This is a genomic window from Streptomyces sp. rh34, assembly GCF_002551245.1.
Classification (GTDB): domain Bacteria; phylum Actinomycetota; class Actinomycetes; order Streptomycetales; family Streptomycetaceae; genus Streptomyces.
Map to the genome: position 1 here is coordinate 1 of NZ_NTGZ01000458.1, position 2822 is coordinate 2822.

The 2822-nt window shown below is 76.1% G+C and carries 2 protein-coding genes and 1 pseudogene; all 3 read right to left on the bottom strand.

Translation table 11 applies throughout. The features are described 5' to 3' along the window. Positions 1 to 813 (bottom strand): ABC transporter transmembrane domain-containing protein (locus tag CR470_RS37155; protein WP_257139059.1); only part of this gene is annotated, 813 nt, incomplete at its 3' end. Beyond that, positions 810 to 2549, bottom strand: a complete 1740-nt coding sequence (locus tag CR470_RS37160; protein ID WP_097872122.1) for an ABC transporter ATP-binding protein/permease — start codon at positions 2547 to 2549, stop codon at positions 810 to 812. The genes CR470_RS37160 and CR470_RS37155, both read right to left, overlap by 4 nt. Further along, a pseudogene (locus tag CR470_RS40985) lies at positions 2546 to 2822 on the bottom strand (nitroreductase); the annotation flags it as partial. The pseudogene CR470_RS40985 and the gene CR470_RS37160, both read right to left, overlap by 4 nt.

A 2822-nucleotide genomic window follows, 5' to 3' on the forward strand; every position in this document is an offset into this window, starting at 1 on the left:
AGATGTATATAAGAGACAGTCCCAGGACTGTTCGGCACGCTGGGCGCGGGCGAGCCCGCGTCCGGCGGACCGGAGCCGGGCCCGCCTGCGGTTCAGCGCTCCCGCCATCAGGAGTTCACGCAGCCCGTCGACGCTCTCCACGGTCTCGGACGAGACGTCGGCGAGCGCGCTGCGGGTCCGCGCCCCGCGTTCGGCCCGTCCGCGCGCTTCGAAGAGCGGCGACCAGATCAGGAGGAGCGCGGCGGGCACGACGGCGAGCAGCAGCCAGGGGCCGAGGGTCGCCAGCACGGCGGCCGACACCGCGAAGACCACGCCGGAGGCGAGGAGTTGGGCGATGGCGTGGGCGTAGAAGAACTCCAGCGCCTCGACGTCCCCGAGCGCGGTGGACGCGAGGTCGCCGCTGCGCCGTCCCGCGATCCGGGCGGGGGCGCTGCGGGCCAGCCCGTCGAAGACCCGGACGCGCAGTTCGGCGAGGACCCGGTACGCGAGGTCGTGCGAGAGGTCCATCTCCCGCCAGGTGGCCAGCGCCCGGAGCAGGACGAGTCCGATCAGGACGGCGACCGCCCCCGCGGTGGGCGGGCGGTGCTCCGTGACGGCCGTGCCCACCGTGTACGCGGCGAGCGTCACGAGGGCGACCAGGGCCGCCTGGTCGACGAGGGCGGCCAGGCAGGTGCGCAGGACGGTGGCGCGGTGCGCGCCGAGGACCGGGAGGAGCGAGCGCAGGGCTCCGCTCGCGGCGTCGTCGAGGGCGGCGGGGTCCGGCCCGGGGGGACGGGTGGGGCCGGTCGGGGCCGGGGTCTGGGTCGGGGTCATGCGGCGCGCTCCTCCTGTGCGGTGCGCCCGGCCGCGACGAGCGAGGCGTACACGCCGCCGCCCGCGAGCAGGGTGGTGTGGTCGCCCGTCGCGGCGACACGGCCCGCGTCGAGGACGACGATGTGGTCGGCGTGGCGTACGGCGTCGAGCCGGTGGGCGACGACGATGCAGGTGCGGCCCCGGCCGGCCGCCGACAGTTCCCGCACGATGCGGGCCTGGCCGCGTTCGTCGACCGCGCTGGTGGCCTCGTCCAGGACCAGGACGGGGGCGTCGGCCAGCAACGCCCGTGCGAGGGCCAGTCGTTGACGCTGACCGCCGGAGAGCGTGGCGCCGCGTTCGCCGACGAGGGTGGCGTAGCCGTCCGGCAGCCGGGCGATCTCCTGGTCGATCCCGGCGGTGCGGGCGGCGGCGCGCAGTTGTTCGTCGGTGGCGGCCGGGCGGGCGATCCGGAGGTTCTCCGCGATCGTGGCGTGGAAGAGGTAGGTGTCCTGCGAGACCACGGCGATGCCCCGGCGCAGTGAGGCGAGGGTGTACGCGGCGGTGGCCGTCCCGGCGACGGTGAGGCGGCCGCTGTCCGGGTCCCGTTGCCGCAGCAGCAGGCTCAGCAGGGTCGACTTCCCCGCCCCGGAAGGGCCGACGACGGCTGTGGTGCGCCCGGGGGCGGCGGTGAAGCTGACGCCGTCGAGGGCGGGCCGCCCGCTCCCGGGATGGGTGAAGCGCACGTCCTCGAAACGGATTTCGGGTGCGCTCTCCCAGGCGGCGGCCGCGGTGCCCCGGTCGGGCACGGCGGCTTCGGCGGTGCGCAGGGCGGCGATGCCGTCGGCCGCGGACACCCCGAGGTAGCCCGCGTGCCACTCGCGGGAGAGGTCGCGGACGGGGCGGAAGCATTCGGAGGCGAGGAGCAGCAGGAGATAGGTGCCGGTGGCGGCGGTACGGCCGGTGGCCGCCGACGAGCACGCCACGAGCACGGCGGCGGCCGTGCCGCCCTGGACGGCCAGGTCGGTGAGGCCGGTGTCGACGAGCGAGACCCGGAGTTTGGCGACGGTGGTCCGGTGCAGGGCGGCCGACCGCCGCTCCAGCCGTTCCCGTACGCGGCCCACCGCACCGGTGGCACGCAGGGTCGGCATCCCTTGGAGCGCCTCCAGGTAGTCGGCGGCGAGGGCTTCGTAGGAGTCCCAGTGCTCCTTGCCGCGCCGCGCGAGCAGCCGGTCCCACCAGCGCGGCCCGAAGAGGGCGAGCAACAGGGCAGGGCCGAGGGCGAGAGGCGCGTACGGCTCGACGAGGGCGACGGCGACGAGCAGCAGCGGCGGAACGGCGCAGGTGATGAGCGCTTGGGGCAGATAGCGCGAGATGTACGCGTCGACGCCCTCGACGCCGTCCACCAGGGTGGCTCGCACGGCTCCGGCCCGCGCACCGGTGATCGCGGTGGGGCCGAGTGCGCCGAGCCGCTCCAGCAGGGTGTCGCGAAGCCTCACCCGTACGGTGGCTCCCGCCGTGACGGCGGTCAGGCGCTGGGCGCGGCCGAGGGCGGCGCGGACCAGGACGACGGCGATGACGGCGGTGAGCAGCGGGGCGAGGGCGGCCGTCTCCCCCTGGGCGATCCGGGCGAGCACGAGGGCGAGGAGGACGGCCTGGGCGAGGTGGGTGGCCGTGACCGCCGCGAGCAGTGCGGTGGCGAGGCCGAGCGGGCGGCGCGCGGTGTTCGCGGCGCGCAGGAGTTCGGGGTGGAGCATCATGGGCGTTCTTCCTCGCCGGGCGGAGCCGCCGGAGCGGCGGGTGTCGTGGTCGCTGTGTCAGGTGCCGTCGGGGCAGGTGGCGCTTTCGGCGTCGGCGGGCGTCGGACGAAGCCCGGGGCGACGGGTCCTGGGGATGGGGGTGCTCCCACCGCCAGGCCGTGCATGATCCAGTCGTGTCCGGGTGCCTCGCCGAGCGCCGCGCCCAGGTCCGCCCGCTGCCAGGAGCCGATCGGCCGGGAGCGCAGGCCCAGCGCGGTGGCGTGGGCCTGAACC